Source organism: Alicycliphilus sp. T452 (assembly GCF_054512775.1).
Map to the genome: position 1 here is coordinate 1 of NZ_JBTNEH010000041.1, position 18,295 is coordinate 18,295.

The following is an 18,295-nucleotide window of genomic DNA, read 5'->3' on the forward strand; positions in this document are numbered from 1 at the left end:
TGGTCGTGCGCGGTGCCCGCCAGGTTGTGCGCCAGGCTGGAGAGATTCGCCTGGGTGTCATAGCCGTAGCTGGTGCTGGTGCCGTTGCCCAGCGTCACCGTGGTGCGCCGGCTCAGGTCGTCGTAGGCGTAGCTGGCCAGATTGGCGCTGCCATTCTCCTTGAGGGCCGTCGGGCGGTTGAGCGCGTCGTACGTGGTGCTCACGTAGAACGCGTCGGGCCAGGTCAGGCGCGTGCGGTTGCCCGCCGCGTCGTATTGGTAGGAGAGCGTACGTCCGCCGGCGGTGGTGCTGGTCAGGCGACCGGCGTTGTCCCAGACGTAGCTGACGTTGTCGGCTGCGGCCGCCCCGATGGCCGACAGGCGCCGGCCCAGCAGGTCGTAGGTGTAGCTGACGTTGTCCGCCGCCGTGGGGTAGGTGCGGCTGGTCAGGCGCCCCAGGTTGTCGTAGGCCAGCGTGATGCTCTGCCCGCTCCTCTTGCGCACGCTGGTGAGGTTGGCGTTGGCGTCGTAGCCGTATTCCTCGTAGTCGGTGGTGGAGGCGGTGCCGGCCGTCCCCGGCTCCGGGTACGACAGCCTGACCTTGCGGTCGTGGCCGTCGTAGGCGTAGGCCGTCAGGTTGTTCCTGGCATCCTGGACGCTCGCCACCAGGCCGTTGCTGGTGTAGGTGTAGATCGCGTAGGTCTGCGCAACAGCGCTGCCCACGGCGCGCTTGACGCTTTGCACCGCGTCGTCGAGGTTGTAGAGGGTCTCACTCACGCGGTTGCCGCCTTCGCCGGCCGGCAGGTTCTCGGTGACGCGGACCAGGCGGTCCAGGTCGTCGTAGGCGTAGTCGGTGACGGGGACCGGGGCGGCCTGCGCCGGGCAGGTGGTGTCGGCTGCGGTCAGCGCCGGGCCCCAGGCCTTGAGCAGCTTGCCGCTGGCGCTGTAGCTGCGACAGCTCACCAGCCACTGCGTGCCGATCTGCGCGGCGCTGCGGATCAGGCGGCCATCGGCGTCGTAGGCCATGCGCGTGAGCTTGCCCAGCGCGTTGCTCACCTGCGTGGGGCGGCGCTCGGCGTCGTAGGCGGTGGTCACCGTGTCGGTGACGTCCGTGCGCGGGCCGTTGACTTGCGTGGTGTTGCCCACGGCGTCGAACGTCAGCGTGCTGGTGATATTGAGATTGCCTGTGCCCGCGTCGGCCACCACGGTCTGCGGCACGTATTTGTTGGCAGCGTTGTAGGCGGTGGTGGACAGCACCGTGTTCGTGGCGCTGGTCTTCCGGCTGACCGAAGTCTGCAGGTAGAAGGCCGGGAAGCCCGAAGCCGTGTAGGCGGTGTAGCCGAAGGTGGTCACGGGCTGCACGCCGCCGGCGTCCGCCGGGCTGGTCACGGTCAGCGGCAGGCCCTGGGCGGTGTAGGTGTAGCTGGTAACCTTGCCGAGCGCGTCCGTGGCGCTGGCCATCTTGTTGAAGCTGCTTTCGTAGGTGAAGCCCTGCGTAATCGTGGCCAGACCCGAACCGGGCTTGGCCACCCGCCGCATGGTCTTGACATTGTGCGTGCATCGCAATTGGGCCGCGCAAGGCGCGTCGTCATATTCGTACTCGACGCTGTTGCCTTCGGGCAGCGTGGTCTTGAGCAGGCGCGTCTGGCCGTCGTAGGTGTTGCTCGTCACCTTGCCGGTCGGGCTGATGGATTTCAGGACGCGGCCGGCGTCATCCAGGTAAGAAACGCGGCTCAAGCCAAGCGGCCCCACCTCCTCCGAGCGGCTGCCTGCAAAGTAATAGGTATAGAGCTTGCCCAGCGCATTGGTTTGGGTTTGCACGCGACCCAGCGAGTCATATACGTTCGTTGCGAATGCGTTCGTGGGGTTGCTGGGATAGAAGAGCTTAGTCATGCGCCCCGGCAGGTCGTATTGGAACGTGGTGCTCTTGGCCGTTGCATCGGTGAAGGTGGCAAGGTTGCCGCTGGCGTCGTAGGCGTACTTGACATTGCGCGTGCCGTCGGACACGTTGGTAACGCGGCCCGAGACGTTGGTCAGCGTGAGCACGCGGCCCAGGCTGTTCTTCACCTGGGTCAGGTCGTTGCCCGAGTAGGTGAAGCTGACCTGCACACCGCTGGGATGCCGGTAGGTTGTGGCCTTTCCGGCCGCGTTGAAGTCCAGCCTGGCCTTGTTGGCGGATTCGTAGCTGAAGGTGTTGTCGGTATTGCGGATCAGCTTGGCCGAGCTGGCCGGTGGTGCGTTGTAAGTACCATCAGGCAGCTTGACGAAGACCTCGCCGTTCATGCCGCTCTGCACGATGACGGTGTTGCCCAGCAGCAGATCGCCCGCCCAGCGCACGCCGAGCGAGGCCGCCACCATCTTGTTCAGAGGAAAGGAGGTATCGCTCATCAGGTCCAGCGCTACCAGCCGCTCGGTGATTGCGCCGACAGCGTCCAGCGCCGAGTCCTCGCCCATGCCTTGCAGGCCGTCGTTGTTGACGGCGACACTGCTGGCCCAGTTGTGGGTCCAGCCTTTACCCAGAGGGCCTGCCTTGTTGCGGTTGCTGGAGCTGTACAGCTTGTTGAAAGCCAGGCTCATGGGGAACTTGTCTACGCCCGTGGCGATGTCTTCGTGCGGGTACAAGAAGTGCCCGCGCGCCATGTCGATGGGGTCGCCGAACGTAGGGCTATTGCCTGTTTGCAACACCAGCGGATCGACACCAGCAACCGCTGCTGTCGAGTTGGTGGTCCCCGCAGGCGCAACGCTACTGCCCAGCCCGCCCAGGAGCCCGCCGCTAATGATGGCCCCGAGGGCGGAGCCAGAGGCGCCAGTCACGATGCTGTAGTAGGCGCCCCCCGTCCAACTACCCTCGGTGAGGTTGCAGCGTGCGGGCAGGATCAGCCGCCATCCGGCGCTGATCTGGCTGGAGAGGGTGGGCAGCCAACCGGTGCACCCCACCAAGTTGGGCTGTACCGCGCTCGTAAAGTTGGCCGACGTTGCATCGAATATTTTGTTACCCCCCTGTACAGCCATGTCGACCAACTTGGCGGTGGAGACTGCGCTGACACCCGTGGTCTGCTGCACGGCAGTGGACTCGAGGATGCTGGCGTGCATCATGGAGCTGAGGAATGCGGCCTGCTCCTTGGCTCTATTCCCATCCTGGTTGACGACGCCCACCACATTGCCAGGCAAATCGACGTAGGGGGCGGAGGTGTAGCCGGCGATACCGACCTGGTGATGCCTCACCAAATTGGTACGCGAGAGGCGTTCGGTGATGTAAAAATTTTGGTTGGTCTGCGCGATCCAGTTGGATGCGAGCATGGCCAGCGTGGAGCCCAGGGTTTCCTCGGCCGTGTCGGCAACGCCATTGGCACGGGCGTTCTCCAGCCGCGCACGGTGCTGTTCGATACCACCGCGCCCGGCCGGCCCCCAGGAGTTGCCGATCACGAAGGTGCCTCCCGACACGATCTGCTGGGCAAAACTCTGGTTGACACTACTTGAGCCGTAGGCGCCATGGGCGACATCGAACTGGACACTGCCGGGGGTGCCGGGGGCGATCGCCGTGCCAGTCACGGTAACGACACCGTCGAGCTTGAGCACGGGCTGGTTGGAACCGTTGTAGGAGATGCTCAGGCGCTTGCCATAAATGGCGTCGGAGGTGTAGGTGGCGTCGATACCCTGGTAGCGGATGCGCAGCGTGGGCTTGTAGCTGTTGGAGATATCGGTCCACTCGGTCAGCGCTACCGAAGTGTCCTGGTACGGCAGGCTCGCCTGGCGCAGGCTGCCGCCGGTGTGCGGGTCGATGCGCATGCCGCCGATGGCGTCATCGAGCGCACCGACGGGAACGTTGCTGCGCAAATAGCCAGCCAGGTTGTTGGCATAGGTGGTGAGGTTGTTGCGGACATTGGTGCGGTTGAAGTTCTGCACGTAGTCCGCGGTGCTGGTGGCCCCGGCTGTGGCCGAGCTCATGTAGCTCGCTGCGTTGTAGCCGGTGGCCGAAACCAGGTTGATGCCCGTCTTGAAAGTGTGGGGCTTGTAGCTGGGGTCGAAGTAATAGTAGTTGCCGCCGATGTTGACCTTGACCCAGACATGGTCGATGTCGGCGCGCGTCAACGGGGGAGGCGCGCTGGGGCAACTGCCGGCAGCACCGGCGTACAGAGCGGCAATGGGGATGCGGCCACTGGAAAACAAGCTGCCGACGGCGCATAGGTTTATGGTGTCGACGCCCAGCCACTCGGTGACCTGCGCGGCCGTGAGGGTGATGCGGCCCTTGACGTAGTTAGCGGTATACCCGGATTCGCGCAGCAGCTTGACCATCAGGTCTGCCTGGTCGAAGGAGGTACCCTGATTGTCCAGAATGGCTCCAAACGCGCCTTTCTTGATGCCCCAGATGGGCACGTACTCGACGTTGTTGCGTACGTGCTCGTAGATCAGGTCCACGTCGTTGCGTAGCGCACGGGCCAGTTCGGCGATGGACGCGGGCGCGGAAGGGGCAGCGTCGCCGGCGACACGCTTGGCTTGCCCGGCAGGCAGACGCGGCTCGGGTTTGACTCCGGGGTTGAGGTTGGCCGGCACGGGCACCGCATGGATGGCACGTTCCGATTGTTCCGGTGTCACCGGCGCCAAGATGACACGCCTGACACCGGGGACCTGCTCGATGCTCTCGCGCGTGGGCTGTTTGCTCGTCCCTGCTCCACCGGTGCCATGGTCTGCCTCAAGGCCAGGGATGAAGGGAGCCCCCTCCTGGAACGGGATCTTGAACTGCGCGTGGGCATTGCCCGCCAGCAGGGCTGCGGCCAGGACCGCGATGGTATTCAGTCTTGCAAACGACATGACAGTGCTCCTCCCACCGCGCCTCGCGAGAGGCCGGTTCCCTATGACTGGAAAACGAGATGCTGGTGGCGCAATGGGTGCGCTGGGCCTTGCCTGTACGCAAGGCGAGGGCGCGCTCTTTTAACTGGGTGCGCCAGTCACGACGTAGCTGGTGCGGTTGCCCGCCGCGTCGTACACGTAGGTGATCACTACACCGTTGCTGTAGGTGACTTGGCTCAGCCGTCCAAGGCTGTCGTAGGTATGGGTGGCCGAACCGGCCGTGGCGGCGCCGGCCAGTACCAACGCGCCGGCCAGTAGCGCAAGCCGCCACCCTGGACGCACCCACCTTGAAGTCTCATCCATATGTCCCCCTCATGGCCTGTAGATTTGCAAAGTCCCCAACCGGCTGCCAATTGGCATGCCACTCGACCCGGTCAACCCGGTAGCCCGTGCGCCTGCCTCCCTCTTGCACATCTGCATTGGGCATGCAACCACTCCCCTCGGGCAACTATCAGAACTGATAGTTCTTGCGTCACGCCGTCGCCTGCACAATCTCTGTGGACCAGCGTGCACGGGGACTCACACCAGGCAGCGGAGGTGCGCAGACATGCGTGGAAATTGCACAGCCCAGCATTCGAATGGCAACGCCCGAGCCATGGGGTTGGCCGCGCATGAACTTTCCGAGCCCCATGCCCCACCCTTCTGCAGACAGCATCAATAGCCCCCAAAAACAATCCGCCCGATATCATTCGAGCGTCAATATCCAAAACAGCCCAAAGCCATCGTGCAATTGCGGGTGGTGGCTCTCTCATTGACTTGTGGCCAGATACTCAGCAGGTTTTTATGATGGACGCATGGATAGACAGAATCTCCGGGGCGCTGGGGCAAGCGTTCGATCGTGATTCAGCCTTCGCCCCCATCCTCGCGGCAGCTCAGGAGCTTGATTTCGAATATTGCGCTTTTGGGATAAGGCTGGCCCTTCCGATCTCAAATCCCAGGACGTTCATGGTGAACAACTACCCAGAGCAATGGCAGCGGCGCTATTCGGATTCAGGCTATTTGAATATCGACCCCACAGCAATCCATGGCCGTCGGTCTCAGACGGCGATCGTGTGGAGTGACGCGGTTTTCCGGGACGCCAGCCAGATGTGGGCAGAGGCAAAATCGTTCAATCTGAAGATCGGCATCGCACAATCCACCTTCGGAGGCAATGGCTTTGTCAGCATGCTGACCCTCAGTCGTTCCGGCACTCCATTGACCCCGGCAGAGCTATCCGAGATCGGACCTTACATACGGTGGCTTGCGGATCTGGCGCACGGAGCGCTGTCCGGAACCTTCGCATCGCATCCCAACCAATTCGCCCTGCCTCCAGAGCTCACGGTTCGAGAAGTAGAGATATTGAAATGGATGGCCGATGGAAAGACCTCCAACGATACGGCTGACATTTTGAACTTGTCTGTCGCAACCGTTAATTTCCATATGAAGAATGCGATCAGTAAGCTGAACGCATCCAACAAGACCTGCGCTGTGGCCAAGGCGCTCATCCTGGGGTTGCTGGACTGAGCCGCTTTTCGCAAGGATGGCCCAGGCAATCCAAGGCAGCACATCCGCGCTGGGAATCCGGATACGCTGGCATCGGAGACCAGCCAATTTTCATCCCGGTATCGGGACGGCACGCGGATTCATCACGGGATTTTCCCAAGGCCCAGGGCTCGAATCGCGGCGACCGGAATATCCAAACGAACGGTATTTTTTATCAGGCGTGGGAAGAAAATAAAAAATCCCTTGAATTTCACCAGGAAAATCAAGGGATCACGAGACGCCGCAGGACGTCCCGGACTATCAGCCCATTGCGTCGATCATGACCTGCCCGAAGCCCGAGCAGCTCACCTGGGTCGCGCCCTCCATGAGGCGTGCGAAGTCGTAGGTCACCTTCTTGCTCTGGATGGCCTTTTCCATGGACTGGATGATGAGGTCGGCGGCCTCGGTCCAGCCCATGTGGCGCAGCATCATCTCGGCCGACAGGATCTCCGAGCCGGGGTTCACGTAGTCCTTGCCCGCGTACTTGGGCGCCGTGCCGTGCGTGGCCTCGAACATGGCCACGGAGTCGGACATGTTGGCGCCGGGCGCGATGCCGATGCCGCCCACCTGCGCGGCCAGCGCGTCGGAGATGTAGTCGCCGTTGAGGTTGAGCGTGGCGATCACGCTGTACTCGGCCGGGCGCAGCAGGATCTGCTGCAGGAAGGCGTCGGCGATGCTGTCCTTGATGGTGATTTCCTTGCCCGTGCGCGGGTTCTTCAGCCGCATCCACGGGCCGCCGTCGATCAGCGTGGCGCCGAACTCCTGCGCCGCGAGTTCATAGCCCCAGTCGCGGAAGGCGCCTTCCGTGAACTTCATGATGTTGCCCTTGTGCACCAGGGTCACGCTGGGCTTGTCGTTGTCGATCGCATACTGGATGGCCTTGCGCACCAGGCGCTGCGTGCCCTCCCTGGAAACGGGCTTGATGCCGATGCCGGAGGTTTCCGGAAAGCGGATCTTCTTGACGCCGAACTCGTCCTGCAGGATCTTGATGAGCTTCTTCGCCTTGTCGGACTGGGCCTCGAACTCGACGCCGGCATAGATGTCCTCCGAGTTCTCGCGGAAGATCACCATGTTGGTCTTGTGCGGCTCCTTGACCGGCGAGGGCACGCCCTTGAAATACTGCACGGGCCGCAGGCAGACGTAGAGGTCCAGCTCCTGGCGCAGGGCCACGTTCAGCGAACGGATGCCGCCGCCCACCGGCGTGGTCAGCGGCCCCTTGATCGAGACCACGTAGTCGCGCACGGCGTGCAGGGTTTCCTCGGGCAGCCACACGTCGGGGCCATAGACCCGGGTGGATTTCTCGCCCGCATAGACCTCCATCCAGTGGATCTTGCGGCGGCCGCCATAGGCCTTGGCCACGGCCGCATCCACCACCTTGAGCATCACGGGCGTGATGTCCACGCCCGTGCCGTCGCCCTCGATGTAGGGAATGATGGGCTGGTCCGGCACGTTCAGCGACATGTCGGCTTGGACGGTGATCTTCTGGCCTTCGGCAGGCACCTTGATGTGCTGGTAGCTGGTCATGGAAAGGGTCTCCGGTGGTTGTCGCCAGGCTGTTCCCGCTCATGTCCGGCCTGGCCGCAAAAGTCCAAAGATTCTAGGGCCTGTTCATCATGTCCCTCGCATATCCTGTCAACGGCGGCAACGGCCGGCCGTTGAAGGGAGGCCATGCGCGGGTTTGCGCGTGGCGATCACCGACCCCTACAAGGAATTGGCATATATGAAAAAACTCCTAGCTGTCCTGACCGCCGGTATGTTCGCTGCAGGTGCATTCGCACAGGCTCCGGCTGCCCCCGCTGTTCCGGCCGCTCCAGCGGTAACCGCAGCGCCTGCCTCGGCCGCGCCTGCCCCCGAAGCCAAGGCTGCCAAGAAAGCAGCCAAGGCGCCCCACAAGAAGCACGCCAAAAAGCGCACCAAGAAGTCCGCGGCCTGAGCCCCCTTCCGGGGTCCTGGCCCGAAAACCCGCAAAATAGCTTCCTGTTTTGCGGGTTTTTTCTTGCCCGGATCCACACCCCGCGCCACTTCAGCCTTTGTTTCGCCCCATGAATATCTCGCCCCTGCGCTTCCTGCGTCCGACACATCTTCTGTCCCTGGCCTTGGTCTGCACCGGAACATGGGCGCAGGTGGGCCCGCAACTGAACCTGCGGCGCGTGGAGATCACGGCGGGCATGCACCGCATCGACGCCCAGGTGGCGGCCTCGCCGCAGGAGCGCCAGACCGGCCTGATGTTCCGCCGCGAGATGCCGCAGCACGAGGGCATGCTGTTCGTCTTCGAGCAGCCCGCCACGCAGTGTTTCTGGATGAAGAACACGCTGCTGCCGCTCACGGCGGCCTTCGTGGCCGACGATGGCACCATCGTGAACCTGGCCGACATGAAGCCCATGAGCGAAGACTCGCACTGCTCGGCCAAGCCGGTGCGCTATGTGCTGGAGATGAACCAGGGCTGGTTTGCCAGGCGCGGCATCAAGTCCGGCGCCAGGCTGGGTGGCGCGCCGTTCCAGGCCAGGTAAAAAAAGACCACCCATGCGGGTGGTCTGCCGATGCCAGGACCAGGCCGGCGCCCTCCCCGCAGCGCGGGGAGGCAAACCGGATCAGGCCGTCAGCGATGCCAGCGCCGCGTTGAACGTGGCGCTGGGGCGCATCACGGCCTCCAGCTTGGCCAGATCGGGCTGGTAGTAGCCGCCGATGTCCGCTGGCTTGCCCTGCACCACGCGCAGCTCTTCGACGATCTTGGCCTCGTTGTCGGCCAGTTGCTTGGCCAGCGGCGCGAACTTGGCGGCCAGCTTGGCGTCCTCGGTCTGGCTGGCCAGCTCCTGCGCCCAGTACATGGCCAGGTAGAACTGGCTGCCGCGGTTGTCCAGCTGGCCGGTCTTGGGGCTGGGGTTCTTGTTGTTGTCCAGCAGCTTGCCCGTGGCGGCGTCCAGCGTCCTGGCCAGCAGCTTGGCGTGCTGGTTGTCGTTCTTCAGCCCCAGGTCTTCCAGCGAAACGGCCAGCGCCAGGAACTCGCCCAGCGAATCCCAGCGCAGGTGGTTTTCTTCGGTCAGCTGCTGCACGTGCTTGGGCGCCGAGCCGCCGGCGCCGGTTTCGTACATGCCACCGCCGGCCATCAGCGGCACCACGGACAGCATCTTGGCGCTGGTGCCCAGCTCCATGATGGGGAACAGGTCGGTCAGGTAGTCGCGCAGGATGTTGCCGGTGGCGCTGATGGTGTCCAGGCCGCGCACCACGCGCTCCAGGGTGTAGCGCATGGCACGCACCTGGCTCATGATCTGGATGTCCAGGCCCGTGGTGTCATGCTCGTGCAGGTACATCTTGACCTTGGTGATGAGCTGCGCCTCGTGCGGGCGATACGGGTCGAGCCAGAACACCACCGGCATGCCCGACTGGCGCGCGCGCGTGACGGCCAGCTTGACCCAGTCGCGGATGGGAGCGTCCTTGACCTGGCACATGCGCCAGATATCGCCCTCTTCCACGTTCTGGCTCATCAGCACTTCGCCCGTGGCGATGTCGGTGATGTTGGCCACACCGTCCTCGGGGATCTCGAAGGTCTTGTCGTGGCTGCCGTATTCCTCGGCCTGCTGGGCCATCAGGCCGACGTTGGGCACGGTGCCCATGGTCTTGGGGTCGAAGTTACCGTGCCACTTGCAGAAGTTGATCATCTCCTGGTAGATGCGGGCGAAGGTGGATTCGGGCATCACGGCCTTGACGTCCTTCAGGCGCCCGTCGGGGCCCCACATCTTGCCGCCGTTGCGGATCATGGCGGGCATGGAGGCGTCCACGATGACGTCGTTGGGCGAGTGGAAGTTGGTGATGCCCTTGGCCGAATCGACCATGGCCAGTTCGGGGCGGTACTCGTGGCAGGCATGCAGGTCGCGCATGACCTCGTCACGCTGGGCCGACGGCAGGCTGTCCAGCTTGTCGTAGAGGTTGACCATGCCGTTGTTCACGTTCACGCCCAGTTCCTCGAACAGCTTGGCGTGCTTTTCAAAGGCCTCCTTGTAGAAGATCTTCACGCAATGGCCGAACACGATGGGGTGCGAGACCTTCATCATCGTGGCCTTGACGTGCAGCGAGAACATGACGCCGGTCTTGCGCGCGTCCTCGATCTCCTTTTCGTAGAAGGCCACCAGCGCCTTCTTGCTCATGAACATGGAGTCGATGACCTCGCGGTCCTGCAGGCTGACCTTGGGCTTCAGGACGATGGTCTTGCCGCTCTTGGTGATGAGCTCCATCTTCACGTCGCGCGCGCGGTCCAGGGTCATGGACTTTTCGCCGTGGTAGAAGTCGCCGCTGTGCATGTGCGAGACATGCGAGCGCGATGCCTGGCTCCACTCCGCCATGCTGTGCGGGTGCTTGCGCGCGTATTCCTTCACGGCGCGGGGTGCGCGGCGGTCCGAGTTGCCCTCGCGCAGCACCGGGTTCACGGAGCTGCCGATGCATTTGTTGTAGCGCGCGCGGATGGCCTTTTCCTCGTCCGTCTTCGGATCTTCGGGGAAGTCCGGGATGGCGTAGCCCTTGCCCTGCAGTTCCTTGATGGCCGCCATGAGCTGCGACACCGAGGCGCTGATGTTGGGCAGCTTGATGATGTTGGCGTCGGGCTGGAGCGTCTTCCTGCCCAGCTCGCCCAGGGTGTCGGGCACGCGCTGCGCCTCGGTCAGGGCCTCGGGGAACTGGCCCAGGACGCGGGTCGCGACCGAGATGTCGCTCTCGGCAACGTCGATACCTGCCACCGACGCGAAGCTGCGCACGATGGGCAGGAACGATGCCGTGGCCAGGCGCGGCGCTTCGTCGGTCAGGGTGTAGATGATGGTGGGTTTCTGGGTGCTCATCTCGTCTGTCTCTCAGGTAACAAAAACAAGGGGGCTTGGGCTGCCACGAATGACGTCATCGGTGTGACAGCGCCGATTGTGCGCGAGCCGCATGGAAATAATCGTGTAATTTGCAATCGAATATCGTATTGCGAAAAATAAACCACGGAACGGGCACTTTTTTTCAAGTCTTCTATAAGAGCCTGTTCAAAGCCTTTTCATGGAGCCCGTTGTCTCGCTTGGGGCTCGGCTGCAAGGCGCACACCGCAGCCTGGCTGGTGGCCCGGCGAGGATTTGCAACGCCGCAGACGGGCTTCAAGCGAGGCAACCCTTCGGGCATGGCAGCAAACCGCCACGCTCGTCGTTGCCCCCTTGCCCAGGCCGCCAGCATGGGCTGCGGCGGGCGCCTGGATCGTGGCGGTTTGCTGCCATGCGGGCTCCATGAAAAGACTTCGAACAGGCTCTAAGACTGTCGTCCCACCAACAAAAAAGGGGCCGGAGATCGCTCTCCGGCCCCTTCACATGCCTGCCCGGCGCCGCACGCGCCGGGCGCAGCGGCTTCAGGCGAAGTTGGCTTCGGCGAACTTCCAGTTCACCAGCTTGTCCAGGAAGGTCTCGACGAACTTGGGACGCAGGTTGCGGTAGTCGATGTAGTAGGCGTGCTCCCACACGTCCACCGTCAGCAGGGCCTTGTCGGCCGTGGTCAGGGGCGTGCCGGCGGCGCCGGTGTTGACGATGTCCACGCTGCCGTCGGCCTTCTTCACGAGCCAGGTCCAGCCCGAGCCGAAGTTGCCCACGGCGCTCTTGACGAACGCTTCCTTGAAGGCGGCGTAGCTGCCCCACTTGGCGTTGATGGCCGCGGCCAGCGCGCCGCCGGGCTCGCCGCCGCCGTTGGGAGCCATGCAGTTCCAGAAGAAGGTGTGGTTCCAGATCTGGGCCGCGTTGTTGTAGATGCCGCCGGAGGACTTCTTGACGATCTCCTCAAGCGTCATGTTCTCGAACTCGGTGCCCTTCTGCAGGTTGTTCAGGTTCACCACGTAGGCGTTGTGGTGCTTGCCGTGGTGGTATTCCAGCGTTTCCTGGCTGTAGTGGGGGGCCAGGGCGTCGATGGCGTAGGGCAGCGCAGGCAGTTTGTGTTCCATGGTCAAGTCCTTCGTGGGTCGTAGTGGGTTGGTAATGGATCGCCGGCGCCATTGGCGCGGCGCGGCAACGGCCATTCTAGAAAGCAATAGCAAACCCCGCTGTAGGCGAAGCGTGACTCCCATCGACGCGTGCGGGATTGCCGCCGCGCCATCACAGGAGGCGGCGCTGCGCCACGGTGAGGTCCAGCTCGCCCTCGGCCAGCCGGGCGTGCACGGCGTCGCCCAGGCGCACCTGGGACGGCCGCACCACGGCGCGGCCCTCGGCGTCGGTCAGCAAGGCGTAGCCGCGTTCGAGCACCAGCTGCGGGTTGAGCAGCTCCAGCCGCAGCGCCGCGCGCTCCAGGCGCTCGCCGCGCTGCGCCAGGCTGCGCCGCACGCCTTGCGGCAAATTGGCCTCCAGCGCTTGGCTGGCCTGCGCCATGCGCTGCATTTTCAGCAGCACGCCATGGCGCATGCGCTGGGCCAGAGCCGCCAGCCGCAGCCGCTGCTGGACGACCAGGCCCGAGGGCCGCCCCAGGCGCTGGGACGCCTGGTCCAGCCGTTGGTGGCGCAGGTCGATCTGGCGCAGCGCGGCGTCCTGCAGCCGCCCGGCCAGCAAGTCCAGCGCGCCCAGCCAGACGGCGCGCGGCTCGCTCACCAGCTCGGCCGCGGCCGTGGGCGTGGGCGCGCGCAGGTCGGCGCAGAAGTCGGCGATGGTGAAGTCGGTCTCGTGCCCCACGCCGCTCACCAGGGGCACGGGGCTCTGCACGATGGTGCGGGCCACGCGCTCGTCGTTGAAGGCCCACAGGTCCTCGATGGAGCCGCCGCCGCGCACCAGCAGGATCACGTCGATGGGCGGCACTGCTCCGGTTTTCGATGCCAAATCGTCCTCCGGGGCCCTCCCAGACTGCGCGAGCAGATACAGTTTCGAGAGCGCATCGCAGATCGATGCCGGCGCCTGCACGCCCTGCACCAGGGCCGGCACCAGCACCACCGGGATGTGCGGCACGCGCCGCGCGAGCGCCGTCACCACGTCGTGCAGGGCGGCCGCGCCCGGCGAGGTGACCAGGCCTATGCCGCGCGGCATGACGGGCAGCTGCCGCTTGCGCGCGCCGTCGAACAGGCCCTCGGCCTCCAGCTGGGCCTTCAGCCGCAGGAACTGCTCGAACAGCGCCCCCTGCCCCGCGCGCCGCAGGCCCTCGACGATGAGCTGCAGGTCGCCGCGCGCCTCGTACACGCCCAGGCGCCCGCGCACCTCCACCAGCTCACCGTCGCGCGGCATGAAGTCCAGCAGATCGGCCGCGCGGCGGAACATGGCGCAGCGGATCTGCCCCTGCCCGTCCTTGAGCGTGAAGTAGCAATGCCCGCTGGACGCGCGCGAGAAGCCCGTGATCTCGCCGCGCACCGCTATCGGGTTGAAGCGCGCCTGCAAAGTGTCAGCAATGGCGCGGCATAGCGCGCCAACTTCCCAGATACGCGGCGCCACGCCTGCCTGCGGGAGCTCAAACACAGGCCGCTCCGTGCCTGCAGGGCAGCGTGGCGGCCGGACTAGTCCACAGAATCCGGCGAGCGGGGCGTGCCCGGCGGGCACCACCCATGGCCCGCCGCAAACCACGCAGACACGTGCAACCCATTGATTTCAAACAATTTTTCGATGCGTAAATTTTCATCATTCCAAGCAAACCACGCATTGGCGCCGTCCAGAGCGGTCTGTGCATATGGTTTCCCACAAAGTTATCCACAGAAAATGTGGGTCAAGCGCCGCTGGCGAAGAGACGGCGCCGCTGCGGCGTTCGCCGGGCCCGCCGAAAAGGAGCCTGCGCCAAGCTGCGCCATAATCCTGCGCTGCCTTCAACCGTGTGCGGAGTGAGAATTGCTGTCGATCATACAAGCCGCCGGCTGGCCCATCTGGCCCCTGATTGCGTGCTCCATCCTGGCGCTGGCGCTGGTGTTCGAGCGCTTCATGGCCCTGAAGACGGCCCGCGTCGCCCCACCAAAGCTGCTCGACGAGGCCATCTCGGTGTCCTCGCGCGCCGTTCCCGCACCCGACGTGGTGGCCCAGCTGGAGCAGAACTCCGCCCTGGGCGAGGTGCTGGCCAGCGGCCTGCGCGCCTTGAACGGCAACCCGCAGAGCAGCGAGGCCGACCTGCGCGCCGCCATGGAGGGCGCGGGACGCAAGGTGGCCCACCGCCTGGAGAAATACCTCACGGCCCTGGCCACGATCGCCTCGGCCGCGCCGCTGCTGGGCCTGCTGGGCACGGTGATCGGCATGATCGAGATCTTCGGCTCCCAGGCCGGCACGGGCGCCGTGGGCGCCACCGGCGGCGGCAACCCGGCGCAGCTGGCGCACGGCATCTCCGTCGCCCTGTACAACACGGCCTTCGGCCTGATCATCGCCATTCCCACGCTGATCTTCTGGCGCTACTTCAGGAGCCGCGTGGACGCCTACCTGCTGACGCTGGAGCTCGCCTCCGAGCAGTTCGTGCGCCACATCAGCCGCCTGCGCAAGTAACCCCGCCATGAACTTCCGCCCCCGCCAGAAGGAAGAGCCGGAGATCAACCTGATCCCGTTCATCGACGTGCTGCTGGTGATCCTGATCTTCCTGATGCTGTCCACCACCTACAGCAAGTTCACCGCGCTGCAGCTGACCCTGCCCGTGGCGGACGCGCAGCAGCTGCGCGACCATCCCCGGGAGGTCATCGTCTCGGTGGCCGCCGACGGGCGCTACGCCGTCAACAAGAGCACGCTGGAAGGCAAGCGCGTCGAGCAGGTGGCGCAGGCGCTCACCGAGGCCGCCACCGCCGGCCGCGACAGCGTGGTCATCATCAGCGCCGACGCCGCGGCGCCGCACCAGTCCGTGGTCACGGTGATGGAGGCCGCGCGCCGCGTGGGCCTGTCGCAGATCACCTTCGCCACCCAGTCGTCGGCCACGGCCGGCAAGTGAACCGATGGCCGCACACGCCGCGCGGCTGCGCCAGGCTTGGCGGCGCCGCGGCCCGCTGGCCATGGCGCTGTGGCCGCTGTCCCTCTTGTACGGCGCACTCACGGCGCTGCGCCGCGCGCTCTACCGCGCCCGGCTGCTGCGCAGCGAACGCCTGCCCGTGCCGGTCATCGTCGTCGGCAACGTCATCGCGGGCGGCGCAGGCAAAACCCCCGTGACCCTGGCCGTGGTGCGCCACCTGCGGGCCGCAGGCTGGCGCCCGGGCGTCGTCTCGCGCGGCTACGGGCGCGCCACCGATGATTGCCGCGAGGTGCCGCCCACGGCCAGCGCCGCCGAGGCGGGCGACGAGCCGCTGCTGATCGCGCGCGCAGCCGGCGTGCCGGTCTTCGTGGCCCGCCGGCGCGCGGACGCCGGCCGCGCCCTGCTGGCCGCCCACCCCGCCACCAACATCATCGTCTGCGACGACGGCCTGCAGCACCTGGCGCTGGCGCGCGACGTGGAGGTCTGCGTCTTCAACGACGAAGGCGTGGGCAACGGCTGGCTGCTGCCCGCCGGCCCCCTGCGCGAGCCCTGGCCGCGCGCCGTCGATCTCGTGCTGCACGCCGGCCCCGCGCCCGGCGGGCCCGCGCCGCAGTTCGCGCTGTCGCGCACCCTGGCGGACCACGCCGTGGACGCCGCGGGCCGGCAGATGCCGCTGGCGCAGCTGCAGGGCGAGCCCTTGCACGCGCTGGCCGCCATCGCCCGGCCGCAGGACTTCTTTGCCCTGCTGCACGCCGAAGGCCTGAAGCCCGCCACCGAAGAGGCGCTGCCCGATCACTACGATTTTTCTAGCTGGCAGCGCCCGCCAGACAAGCGCCCGAGGCTGATTTGCACCGAAAAGGATGCCGTCAAGCTCTGGCCCGCGCATCCCGACGCGCTGGCCGTGCCGCTGCGCCTTGAGATCGCCCCGGCCTTCTTCGACGCGCTGGACGCGCGCCTCGTATCATCGCCACCCCATTGAGGAGCACCGCCATGGACCCCAAACTGCTTGAACTGCTGGTCTGCCCCGTCACCAAAGGCCCGCTGACCTACGACCGCGAGCGCCAGGAACTCGTCTCGCGCAGCGCGCGCCTGGCCTACCCCGTGCGCGACGGCATCCCCGTGCTGCTGGAGAACGAGGCCCGCACGCTCACCGACGAGGAGCTGGAGCAGTGAGCGCCGCCGCGCCGTTCACGGTGCTGATACCGGCGCGCCTGGCCTCCACGCGCCTGCCCGACAAGCCGCTGGCCGACATCGCCGGCCTGCCCATGGTGGTGCACGTGGCGCGTCGCGCCGCGCAAAGCGGCGCCCGGCGCTGCGTGGTCGCGGCCGACGACGCGCGCATCATCGACGCCTGCCTGGCGCACGGCGTGCAGGCCCTGCTGACGCGCGCCGACCACGCGAGCGGCAGCGACCGCCTGGCCGAGGCCTGCGCGCTGCTCGGCCTCGCGGGCGACGACATCGTGGTCAACGTGCAGGGCGACGAGCCGCTCATCGACCCGCGCCTCATCGACGCCGTGGCCGCGCTGCTGCACGCGCGCGCCGACGCCAGCATGGGCACGGCCGCCCACGCCATAGAAAGCGCCGCCGACTTCGCCAACCCCAACGTGGTGAAGGTGGTGCTGGACGCGCAGGGCCTGGCGCACTACTTCAGCCGCGCCCCCATCCCCCATGCGCGCGACCACGCCGCCGGCAGCGCCTGGTGGCGGCAGGGCCGGGGCGTGCCCGCAGGCTTCGCGCCGCTGCGCCACATCGGCATCTACAGCTACCGCGCGGGCTTCCTGCGCCGCTTCCCGGAGCTGCCGCCCGCGCCCACGGAGCAGATCGAGGCGCTGGAACAGCTGCGCGCGCTGTGGCACGGCCACCGCATCGCCGTGCACGTGGCCGCCAGCGCCCCCGGCGCGGGCGTGGACACGCCGGAGGACCTGGAGCGCGTGCGCGCCCTGCTAGTGTGCTGTCCCGCAAATAGCTGCACGAAATGAAATCGATGGATTCGCGTTCAGGGCAAGGCGCAAACCGCAGCGATAGCCGTAGCTATCGCGAGGATTCGCAACGCCGCCCTGGGCGCGAAGGCGCGATTTCATGTGCAGTTATTTGCGGGACAGCACACTCTAGCCGCGTAAGCCCGCCAAAAGTATCGCGTGCTATCCTCACCGCCCGCAAAGAGGGCACGCTCGCGCCAGCCGTGCCGGCCGATTTTCAAAAACACGAGAGGACATCCATGAGACTGATTCTGCTCGGCGCCCCCGGCGCCGGTAAGGGCACGCAGGCCGCCTTCATCTGCCAGAAATTCGGCATTCCGCAAATCTCGACGGGCGACATGCTGCGCGCTGCCGTCAAGGCCGGCACGCCGCTGGGGCAGCAGGCCAAGGCCGTCATGGATGCGGGCCAGCTCGTGAGCGACGACCTGATCATCAACCTCGTGAAGGAGCGCATCGCTGAAGCAGACTGCGCCAAGGGTTTCCTGTTCGACGGCTTCCCGCGCACCATCCCCCAGGCCGACGCGATGAAGGCCGCCGGCGTCAAGCTGGACTACGTGCTGGAGATCGACGTGCCGTTCGACGCCATCATCGAGCGCATGAGCGGGCGCCGCTCGCACCCCGCCTCGGGCCGCACCTACCACGTCAAGTTCAACCCGCCCAAGGTGGAAGGCAAGGACGACGTGACCGGCGAGCCCCTGGTGCAGCGCGAGGACGACAAGGAAGAGACCGTCAAGAAGCGCCTGCAGGTCTACAGCGACCAGACGCGCCCGCTGGTGGACTACTACTCCAGCTGGGCCAAGGCCGACCCCGCCCATGCGCCCAAGTACCGCGCCATCAACGGCACGGGCAGCGTGGAGGAGATCACCGAGCGCGCCCTCGCCGCCCTGTCCAGCTGACCGCCCCCTCCGTGTGCATGACGGAAGCCCCGCGCCGCGGGGCTTCTTGCTTTAGAACCTGTTTACGATCTCCTGAGTAGCAACGCCAAGAACGCCAAGTGGATGAACTGCAGGCTGGTGTTGAGCAGGCGCTCGCAGTTCTTCCACAGCCTGCGGTTCTTCTCCAGCCAGGCAAAGC

At 65.7% G+C, this 18,295-nt stretch carries 15 protein-coding genes and 1 pseudogene; 9 read left to right on the plus strand and 7 right to left on the minus strand.

Annotated features, from left to right (window positions below; translation table 11 throughout):
* Positions 1 to 4,790, minus strand: a 4,790-nt coding sequence (locus ACX12L_RS21990; protein WP_459264450.1) for a DUF6531 domain-containing protein, incomplete at its 3' end; no start/stop codon positions are given.
* Between the two features lie 120 nt (positions 4,791 to 4,910).
* Positions 4,911 to 5,132 (minus strand): RHS repeat domain-containing protein, encoded by a 222-nt coding sequence (locus ACX12L_RS21995; RefSeq protein WP_459264451.1) that lies wholly within the window; start codon positions 5,130 to 5,132, stop codon positions 4,911 to 4,913.
* A 480-nt stretch (positions 5,133 to 5,612) separates the two neighbouring features.
* Between ACX12L_RS21995 and ACX12L_RS22000 the strand changes: the two genes are divergently transcribed.
* Positions 5,613 to 6,332, plus strand: coding sequence for an autoinducer binding domain-containing protein (locus ACX12L_RS22000; RefSeq protein ID WP_459264452.1), 720 nt, complete (start codon positions 5,613 to 5,615; stop codon positions 6,330 to 6,332).
* A gap of 279 nt (positions 6,333 to 6,611) precedes the next feature.
* Here ACX12L_RS22000 and icd read toward each other — a convergent pair whose 3' ends face one another.
* Positions 6,612 to 7,874, minus strand: coding sequence for an NADP-dependent isocitrate dehydrogenase (icd, locus tag ACX12L_RS22005; protein ID WP_459264453.1), 1,263 nt, complete (start codon positions 7,872 to 7,874; stop codon positions 6,612 to 6,614).
* A 160-nt stretch (positions 7,875 to 8,034) separates the two neighbouring features.
* Here icd and ACX12L_RS22010 point away from each other — a divergent pair, with 160 nt between their 5' ends.
* Together ACX12L_RS22010 and ACX12L_RS22015 are read left to right on the plus strand one after the other, a co-directional pair.
* The gene (locus tag ACX12L_RS22010; RefSeq protein WP_459264454.1) at positions 8,035 to 8,283 is read left to right on the plus strand and encodes a hypothetical protein; all 249 of its coding nucleotides are present in this window, start codon (positions 8,035 to 8,037) and stop codon (positions 8,281 to 8,283) included.
* A 109-nt stretch (positions 8,284 to 8,392) separates the two neighbouring features.
* Positions 8,393 to 8,860, plus strand: a complete 468-nt coding sequence (locus ACX12L_RS22015; RefSeq protein ID WP_459264455.1) for a DUF192 domain-containing protein — start codon at positions 8,393 to 8,395, stop codon at positions 8,858 to 8,860.
* A gap of 81 nt (positions 8,861 to 8,941) precedes the next feature.
* On the opposite strand, the gene ACX12L_RS22020 is transcribed toward ACX12L_RS22015, so the two are convergent.
* The 3 genes from ACX12L_RS22020 to xseA form a co-directional block, all read right to left on the minus strand.
* Entirely contained in the window at positions 8,942 to 11,179 is a 2,238-nt protein-coding gene (locus tag ACX12L_RS22020; protein WP_459264456.1) for an NADP-dependent isocitrate dehydrogenase, read from the minus strand.
* Between the two features lie 539 nt (positions 11,180 to 11,718).
* Positions 11,719 to 12,300: a Fe-Mn family superoxide dismutase gene (locus tag ACX12L_RS22025; RefSeq protein ID WP_416402156.1), complete on the minus strand. Its 582-nt coding sequence runs from the start codon at positions 12,298 to 12,300 to the stop codon at positions 11,719 to 11,721.
* Positions 12,301 to 12,451: 151 nt separating this feature from the next.
* Entirely contained in the window at positions 12,452 to 13,789 is a 1,338-nt protein-coding gene (xseA, locus tag ACX12L_RS22030; protein WP_459264457.1) for an exodeoxyribonuclease VII large subunit, read from the minus strand.
* Between the two features lie 363 nt (positions 13,790 to 14,152).
* Between xseA and ACX12L_RS22035 the strand changes: the two genes are divergently transcribed.
* The 6 genes from ACX12L_RS22035 (at position 14,153) to adk (ending at position 18,117) form a co-directional block, all read left to right on the plus strand.
* Positions 14,153 to 14,791: a MotA/TolQ/ExbB proton channel family protein gene (locus ACX12L_RS22035; protein WP_201395449.1), complete on the plus strand. Its 639-nt coding sequence runs from the start codon at positions 14,153 to 14,155 to the stop codon at positions 14,789 to 14,791.
* A 7-nt stretch (positions 14,792 to 14,798) separates the two neighbouring features.
* Positions 14,799 to 15,224, plus strand: a complete 426-nt coding sequence (locus tag ACX12L_RS22040; protein ID WP_013519447.1) for an ExbD/TolR family protein — start codon at positions 14,799 to 14,801, stop codon at positions 15,222 to 15,224.
* A 4-nt stretch (positions 15,225 to 15,228) separates the two neighbouring features.
* Entirely contained in the window at positions 15,229 to 16,221 is a 993-nt protein-coding gene (lpxK, locus tag ACX12L_RS22045) for a tetraacyldisaccharide 4'-kinase (protein ID WP_459264458.1), read from the plus strand.
* An 11-nt stretch (positions 16,222 to 16,232) separates the two neighbouring features.
* Positions 16,233 to 16,415: a Trm112 family protein gene (locus ACX12L_RS22050; RefSeq protein WP_013519449.1), complete on the plus strand. Its 183-nt coding sequence runs from the start codon at positions 16,233 to 16,235 to the stop codon at positions 16,413 to 16,415.
* A complete protein-coding gene (gene kdsB / locus ACX12L_RS22055) occupies positions 16,412 to 17,221 on the plus strand; it encodes a 3-deoxy-manno-octulosonate cytidylyltransferase (RefSeq protein ID WP_459264459.1) in 810 nt (269 codons plus the stop codon). The genes ACX12L_RS22050 and kdsB overlap by 4 nt, the downstream gene beginning before the upstream one ends.
* 239 nt (positions 17,222 to 17,460) lie before the next feature.
* On the plus strand, positions 17,461 to 18,117 hold the full coding sequence (gene adk / locus ACX12L_RS22060; protein WP_459264460.1) for an adenylate kinase: 657 nt from the start codon (positions 17,461 to 17,463) through the stop codon (positions 18,115 to 18,117).
* Positions 18,118 to 18,179: 62 nt separating this feature from the next.
* Here adk and ACX12L_RS22065 read toward each other — a convergent pair.
* Positions 18,180 to 18,295 (minus strand): annotated as a pseudogene (locus ACX12L_RS22065) (IS5/IS1182 family transposase); the annotation flags it as partial.

Excerpts from the sequence above, each read along its gene's own strand:
- ACX12L_RS22025 (WP_416402156.1), bottom strand. The coding sequence starts at position 12,300 with ATGGAACACAAACTGCCTGCGCTGCCCTACGCCATCGACGCCCTGGCC.
- adk (WP_459264460.1), top strand. The coding sequence starts at position 17,461 with ATGAGACTGATTCTGCTCGGCGCCCCCGGCGCCGGTAAGGGCACGCAG.
- ACX12L_RS21995 (WP_459264451.1), bottom strand. The coding sequence starts at position 5,132 with ATGGATGAGACTTCAAGGTGGGTGCGTCCAGGGTGGCGGCTTGCGCTA.
- ACX12L_RS22040 (WP_013519447.1), top strand. The coding sequence starts at position 14,799 with ATGAACTTCCGCCCCCGCCAGAAGGAAGAGCCGGAGATCAACCTGATC.
- ACX12L_RS22015 (WP_459264455.1), top strand. The coding sequence starts at position 8,393 with ATGAATATCTCGCCCCTGCGCTTCCTGCGTCCGACACATCTTCTGTCC.
- ACX12L_RS22000 (WP_459264452.1), top strand. The coding sequence starts at position 5,613 with ATGATGGACGCATGGATAGACAGAATCTCCGGGGCGCTGGGGCAAGCG.
- lpxK (WP_459264458.1), top strand. The coding sequence starts at position 15,229 with ATGGCCGCACACGCCGCGCGGCTGCGCCAGGCTTGGCGGCGCCGCGGC.
- icd (WP_459264453.1), bottom strand. The coding sequence starts at position 7,874 with ATGACCAGCTACCAGCACATCAAGGTGCCTGCCGAAGGCCAGAAGATC.
- ACX12L_RS22020 (WP_459264456.1), bottom strand. The coding sequence starts at position 11,179 with ATGAGCACCCAGAAACCCACCATCATCTACACCCTGACCGACGAAGCG.
- ACX12L_RS22050 (WP_013519449.1), top strand. The coding sequence starts at position 16,233 with ATGGACCCCAAACTGCTTGAACTGCTGGTCTGCCCCGTCACCAAAGGC.